We start from the raw sequence: 6703 nt of genomic DNA, 5'->3' as shown, positions 1-6703 counted from the left end.
ATTGGGATACTTTTTCTGATCCTGATTACAGCTTGTCAATCAAGTAAAATCAATTCTGATTACTCAGGAAAAGAACTTGAGAAAATCAAAACCTTTCAATCACTTGTACCAAAAAAAGATAGTTTATATCACGTTTTGATTTCGACGAGCAAAGGTGATATGATGGTAAAATTGTATAATCAAACTCCTCTTCACCGGGATAATTTTGTAGCTAAAGTAAAATCTGACTATTACGATAGCCTTGAATTCCATCGGGTAATCAATGAATTTATGATCCAAGGTGGTCGACCCAATCCAACAGAAAATGACGAGCCTAATCCATTTTCAGGAGAACTAATTCCTGCAGAATTCCGGATTGATCAGGGTATTTATCACAAAAGGGGAGCTTTGGCTGCAGCCAGAAATAATAATCCAGAAAAAGCTAGCAGTAGCACTCAGTTTTATATTGTACATCGAAAACCCTATACAGAAAGTGCTTTGGAAGAACATATCAAAGATAGAAACCTTACCCTCAATGAAGCCCAAAAAACACTTTACACAAAAATTGGGGGCACTCCCCATTTAGATGGTGGATATACAGTTTTTGGAGAATTGGAAATAGGGTTTGATGTTTTGGATAAAATTGCCACGACAGAAACCGGGGAAAAAGATGAACCCATTAATCCTATCAGGATGAAAATGTATTTACTAAACCAACCCAAAAAGCTTCGATAATCAAATTTGATTTCCCAGCTCGAACTCATAGTTTTACCTACAGGACTACGGTCTTAAACGCCTCTTTTGAATAAATAAAAACCCAACACACTTTAAATGAAAATCTTAAAAACCTTTATCCTTCTTTGGGTCGCTTTTATTTCTCTTTTTTCATGTGTATCAAAAAGTGATTCTTCTAAAGAGCCAAATATTGTTTTTATTCTGGTTGATGATTTAGGCTACAATGATGTGGGATTTATGGGAAGCGAGTATTATGAAACACCAAATCTTGACAAACTTGCTTCAAAAGGCATGATTTTCACAAATGGTTATGCTAACAGTGCTGTTTGTAGTCCTTCCAGAGCTAGTTTAATGACTGGAAAATTTACTGCTAACCATGGAATTACAGATTGGATAGGAGCTCCAGCAGGAGAAGCATGGAGAAGTTATAAACGCTTTTCAAAATTACTACCAGCTGATTACGAACACCAACTTTCAAAGGAAATGACAACGCTTCCTGAAGCCTTAAAAGAAGCTGGGTATTCCACTTTTTTTGCCGGGAAATGGCATTTGGGTTCAGCCGAAGAGCAATCACTTCCAACTGATCATGGATTTGATATCAATAAAGGAGGATATCATGTTGGAGGACCTTATTCTGGAGGTTACTTCTCTCCTTTCGAAAATCCTTTTATGGAAGATTATCCGGATGAAAAAGGGATGAGCCTTTCCATGAAATTAGCCAAGGAAACGAATTTGTTTATAGAGCAGCATCAAACTGAAAAATTCCTGGCCTACTTGTCATTTTACGCGGTACATGCCCCTATTCAAACATCAGAGGAAAAATGGGCAAGGTATCGAGATAAAGCCGAAGCCATGGGTATTGATAGTGTAGGTTTTGAAATGGAGCGGGTTTTACCTGCAAGAAAACATCAGGATAATCCTGTGTATGCAGGTTTGATCGAACAAATGGATGAGGCTGTCGGAGCAGTTTTAAATAAGCTAGAGGAACTTGGTTTGTCAGAAAACACCATCATTGTTTTCACTTCCGATAATGGAGGGGTAGTTTCAGGAGACAATTATTCTACCAACTTAGATCCACTGAGAGGTGGAAAAGGGTATCAATTTGAAGGAGGGACAAGAATTCCTTATCTGGTGTATGTACCTTGGCTTCAAAACAAAGGAGCTAAAAATGATACCCCAGTAACGGGAGTAGATTTTTATCCAACACTATTGGAATTCGCAGGAATCACTCCAAACTATGAAGCTATAGATGGTTCCAGTATTCGACCTCTACTTGAAGGAGGAAGATTGGAGGAAAGATCCCTTTATTGGCACTATCCACATTATGGAAACCAAGGCGGAGAACCTAATTCCACGATTCGAAAAGGAGACTGGAAATTGATTCATTATTGGGAAGATGGACACGATGAGCTTTATAATCTCGCCAATGACTTAAGTGAGGAGAATGATTTGGCCGCTGAAAATCCTACTAAGACTTCAGAATTATCAAAGGAATTACTCACTTGGCTATCCGAACGAAATGCAAACATGGCAAAACTGGATCCTTTATATGATCCTGATTCGGCTGCTATTGTCAACAGGAATTATAGAACTACCTTGATTGAACGATTGGAAAATCAACGTAGAAACATGTTATCAAAAGATTTTCAACCCAATAAAGATTGGTGGGGAAGTAAGACGATTGACTGATTAAATAAAAAGACTTTTTCAAAAAATCCGAAATACCAGACTATGAAATACCGTCGCTTAGGAAAAACCAATTTAGAGGTTTCCATCCTTGGATTTGGAGCTTCTCCTTTAGGAAATGTCTTCGATGAATGTACCCTTGAAGACGCTAAAAGGACTGTTCACTACGCTATTGATCATGGGGTCAATTTCTTTGATGTATCTCCTTTTTATGGTTTGACTTTGGCGGAAGAGCGGTTAGGAACAGCATTGGAAGGAAAAAGAAAGGACATCACTTTAGCCACCAAATGCGGAAGATATGGACTTCAAGAGTTTGATTTTTCAAAAGAAAGAATCCTTAAAAGCATCGATGAATCCTTAACTCGTTTGAAGACAGATTACGTAGATCTTTTCCAGTTACATGATATCGAGTTTGTAGATAAAAATCAGATCATAGAAGAAGCTATTCCTACCATACAGGAAATTAAAAAAAGCGGAAAAGCAAGATTCATTGGCATCACAGGTTTGCCTGTAAGATACCTCGCTCAGATAGCAAGAGAAGTCGAACTTGATACTGTCCTTTCCTGGGCCCATTATAACCTTCTGGAAGATGAAATAAATGATGAATTGGTTCCGCTTTCCAAAGAAAAAGGATTTGGATTGATGAATGCTGCTCCTTTGATGCAGCGCATCCTTTCTGATGCTCCGCTTCCTGAATGGCATAGGTCTCCAGATGAGGTGAAAGCCATGCAGCCGATTTTACTGGATATGTGTAAAAACTTTGGTGTATCACTAAGCGATGTCGCTTTGAGATATGCCATGGACCATCCTGATATCGCTACTACTATCGTTGGGATGAATAAATTGGAAATCATCAAGCAAAATGTGGAAGCTGTAGATTTTGAAATCCCTGAAATGCTATTAAAAGAAATCACGGCCTTATTGGCGCCTTTTAAAAACAAAATGTGGTTTGAAGGAAAACCAGAAAATAACCTATAAATACCTATTACAATGAAAGCTCTTGTCATCACAGAAGTCGGAAAAACAGAAGTTCAAGAAGTAGAAAAACCAAAAGTTGGCTCAGGAGAAGTATTGGTCCGTGTTGGGATGGTGGGCTTCTGCGGAGGAGATTTGAATAGTTTCAGAGGACTTTTTCCACTTCAGGAATACCCAAATATTTTAGGACATGAAGTAGGTGGAACCATCGAAGAAATCGGGCCAAATGTTCCTGATTCCATAAAAGTGGGAACCAATATCACCATTTATCCCTATCAAAATTGCGGTACTTGTAAAGCCTGTAGAAAAGGAAGACCTAATGCCTGCAAGACTAATAAAACCATGGGGGTTAGACGACCAGGTGCCATGACTCGATACATTTCAGTACCTTATCAAGATACATTCCCATCTGAAAAGCTATCACTCCGCGAACTTGCTTTAGCTGAGCCTTTAACTGTGGGGTTTCATGCAGCAGAAAGAGGTAGGATCACAGATGAGGATATAGTGGCAGTATTAGGCTGTGGAATTGTAGGAATGGGAGCTATAGCATCCGCTGTAGAGAGAGGTTCCAACGTAATAGCCATAGATTTAGATGATAATAAACTTGAAATCGCCAAGAAAATTGGCGTCGCCCACATTATAAATCCCAGCAAAGAAAACCTTCATGATGCTCTCCAGAAATATTCAAACAACGACGGACCGGATGTAATCATAGAAGCTGTCGGAAGTCCTGCTACCTATAGAGCTGCTGTGGAAGAAGTTGCTTTTACAGGTCGTGTGGTCTGCATTGGGTATGCTAAAAGAGATGTGGATTTTAACACATCATTGTTCGTCCAAAAAGAGATAGAAATTCTAGGTTCCAGAAATTGCCTAGGTGACTTTCCTACTGTCATCAAATATCTTGAGGAAGGAAAATTTCCTGTCGATGAGGTGATCAGTAAAGTAGTCACTATTGATGAAGCACCGCAAACTATGATTGACTGGGATGCAAATCCAGTGGGAATCACCAAAATAATGATAGACTTTGACCAAGCATAACATGATTAAATCTAGTACCACAATAGCTTTAGTACCGCAAATCAACTATGGTCCATGGATTTATTGGCATGACTTGGAAAAGAGCATGGAGAAAACTTCTAATCTCGGTTTTGATGCAATTGAGTTATTTACTCCAGCTTCAGACACATTGGAGGTAGAGAATTTAAAGCAGCTTTTACAAAAATTCGATCTGGAACTTTCTGCAGTTGGTACAGGTGCCGGGAAAGTTATCCATGGTTTAACTTTGACCGATCCAGACTCTGAAATCAGAAAAAAAGCCATTTCATTTATCTCTGACATGATCTCATTTGGAGCTGCATTTGGAGCACCAGCTATAATCGGTTCTATGCAAGGAAATGTTTTACCCGGAAATGACCGGGAATTAACCCTTTCTTGGTTGGCAGAAGCTTTAGAAATTCTTGGTGAAAAAGCGGGAAAATTAGGCACGTTCCTAATTTATGAACCACTTAACCGGTATGAAACCAACCTATTGAACACCATGAAATCAGGGGTTGAATTTCTGGAAAAGCTAAATACAAAACGCGTAAAATTACTGGCTGACCTTTTCCATATGAATATTGAAGAAGCTGATATTGCTGAAAGCATACGAATAGGGGCATCCCATATAGGTCATATTCATTTTGCGGATAGCAATAGAAAACCTATAGGGATGGGACATACGGAAATGACTTCAGTCGCTTCTGCTATCAAAGAAATAAACTATTCACATTATATCTCAGCAGAGGCTTTTCCTGAACCAAACTCAGATGAGGCAGCACAAAAGACTATAGACTCATTTAACAAATACTTTCTCTAAAACTGAAAAATTATGCAGCGATTTTGCCTTACGCTTGACTTAATCGATGACCCAGAATCCATCAAAGAATACGAACAGTATCATGCTGCAGGGAATGCCTGGCCAGAAGTAACACAGCATGATATAGACTGTGGTGTGACCAATATCGAAATCTTTAGATCTGGAAATCGCATGTTTATGATTCTGGAGACGAATGATGAATTCACTTTTGAAGAAAAAGCAAAGATGGATGCTGCCAACCCAAAAATCGCAGAATGGGAAGAACTCATGTGGAAATATCAGCAACCGATCCCTTGGGCTAAGCCGGGAGAAAAATGGGTTTTGATGGACAGAATCTTTAAGTCAGGAGAATAACTATTAAAAATGAATTACCGATTTCCAACCATAGCAATTGGCTTAATTTTAATCTTATTTTCGGGTTTTATTCCAAAAGCAAAATCCCCTAAGCATGTCTTTATTTTTGGTATTGATGGCCTTAGTGTAGAAGGTTTAAAAAAAGCGAAAACACCGAATATCGACAAGCTTTTTTCAGATGGTATCTTATCGATGAATACCCGAACAGTAATGCCTTCTGTGACTTTGCCAAACTGGACCAGTCATCTGACTTCGGGCGGGCCTGAACAGCATGGAGTCTCCAATAACAACTGGACACTCGAAGAGCATGAACTTCCTCCTATCGAAATAGACGCGGATGGTTACTATCCTTCAATTTTTAAGGCTTTAAAAGAAAAAACTCCCGACATCAAAACCAGCTATTATTACAATTGGGGTAATTTGATTAATTCCATGAATCAGAAGTATTTAGACGAAGTGAGTTTTGAAGAAGATGACGGATACGAAGAAAATTATCAAAAAGCATTTGAGTTTGCCAAAGCCAATAAAGAATCGCCATTTCTGATTTTCCTCTACACGGTACATGTGGATCATGCCGGACATAATAATGGTTGGATGTCAAAAGAATACATCAAAGCTATTGAGGATGCAGATAAAGCTATCGGAGATTTTATAAAAGACATGAAGTCAGAGGGTTTATATAAGGACACCAATTTCCTTTTGATCACAGATCATGGAGGAAATGAAAAAGGTCATGGTGGTTTGAGCATTGAAGAAATGGAAGTACCATGGGCCATAGTTGGTCCGAATATTTTGAAAAATCAAAATTTCAAAACCCCAAATAGCAATGCAAATACAGCCATGATCATTGCAAATATTTTCGGGATTCCAGAACTTCAGGCTTCTGCCATTGGTAAAACTCCAGCCGGAATATTTAAGAAATAAGTAAAAATCCTGCATACTTGTATTACCCAAATGATCTGTTTCAAACAACATTTCTAAAACCCACCACTAATTTCATGAGAACTTCAATTTTTGGCCTTTTGGCGATTTTACTTGCTTTCAGCTGTACTAACTCAGAAAAAACTGAAAAAAGTCTGCCTCGAATTGCAATTGCCGGTCTTGCAATAGAATCCAGCA

Annotated in this window: 7 protein-coding genes; all 7 read left to right on the top strand. The window is 38.6% G+C overall.

The genetic code is table 11. The features are described from left to right. Nucleotides 1–714: peptidylprolyl isomerase (locus Q0L68_RS09485; protein ID WP_296702149.1), on the top strand; the 714-nt coding region annotated here is incomplete at its 5' end. A gap of 96 nt (nt 715–810) precedes the next feature. Further along, complete coding sequence (locus Q0L68_RS09480) at nt 811–2403, top strand: sulfatase (protein ID WP_296702147.1); 1593 nt, start codon at nt 811–813, stop codon at nt 2401–2403. A gap of 42 nt (nt 2404–2445) precedes the next feature. Next, nucleotides 2446–3378, top strand: a complete 933-nt coding sequence (locus tag Q0L68_RS09475; RefSeq protein ID WP_296702144.1) for an aldo/keto reductase — start codon at nt 2446–2448, stop codon at nt 3376–3378. Nucleotides 3379–3390: 12 nt separating this feature from the next. Next, nucleotides 3391–4413, top strand: a complete 1023-nt coding sequence (locus Q0L68_RS09470; protein ID WP_296702140.1) for a zinc-binding alcohol dehydrogenase family protein — start codon at nt 3391–3393, stop codon at nt 4411–4413. Nucleotide 4414: 1 nt separating this feature from the next. Next, on the top strand, nt 4415–5230 hold the full coding sequence (locus tag Q0L68_RS09465; RefSeq protein ID WP_296702138.1) for a sugar phosphate isomerase/epimerase family protein: 816 nt from the start codon (nt 4415–4417) through the stop codon (nt 5228–5230). A gap of 12 nt (nt 5231–5242) precedes the next feature. Continuing rightward, nucleotides 5243–5584, top strand: coding sequence for an L-rhamnose mutarotase (locus Q0L68_RS09460; RefSeq protein WP_296702136.1), 342 nt, complete (start codon nt 5243–5245; stop codon nt 5582–5584). A 9-nt stretch (nt 5585–5593) separates the two neighbouring features. Next, nucleotides 5594–6508 carry an alkaline phosphatase family protein gene (locus Q0L68_RS09455; RefSeq protein ID WP_296702133.1) on the top strand — a complete coding sequence of 305 codons (915 nt, stop codon included), beginning with the start codon at nt 5594–5596 and terminating at the stop codon, nt 6506–6508. The last annotated feature ends 195 nt before the right edge of the window (nt 6509–6703 follow it).

The sequence above is a fragment of the Algoriphagus sp. genome, from assembly GCF_024642405.1.
Taxonomy (GTDB): Bacteria; Bacteroidota; Bacteroidia; order Cytophagales; family Cyclobacteriaceae; genus Algoriphagus.
The sequence above is the reverse complement of the archived record's forward strand: the minus strand, read 5'-3'. Positions and strand labels throughout refer to the sequence as shown.